This is a genomic window from Pseudomonas sp. SIMBA_041, assembly GCF_046535095.1.
Taxonomy (GTDB): domain Bacteria; phylum Pseudomonadota; class Gammaproteobacteria; order Pseudomonadales; family Pseudomonadaceae; genus Aquipseudomonas; species Aquipseudomonas mucoides.
Genome location: NZ_JAWRXJ010000680.1, coordinates 1 through 250 on the forward strand (window position 1 = coordinate 1; position 250 = coordinate 250).

The window sequence follows — 250 nt, forward strand, 5'->3', positions numbered from 1 at the left end:
GCCGAGCATGGGCACGGCGCTCACCGAAGTGGCACGCCTGGATTGGCTATGTAATGCGGTGGCGCTCACCTCTGACGGTCGCTTGTTCGTCGGCCTGCCTCGCTGGCCGGGGTTCGAGAAAACCCCCTCCATTGCAGAAGTCATGCCTGACGGCACCCTCAAGCCATTCCCGGGCGGGCATTGGAACGACTGGGCGCCGGGCAAACCAAGCGACGCCGCGCTGGTAAAGATCAACACTATCCACATCTTC

1 pseudogene is annotated in these 250 nt (G+C 62.8%); it reads left to right on the top strand.

Going from position 1 to position 250, the window contains the following annotated elements:
* Positions 1 to 250: pseudogene (locus tag SB725_RS32840) on the top strand (glyoxalase); the annotation flags it as partial.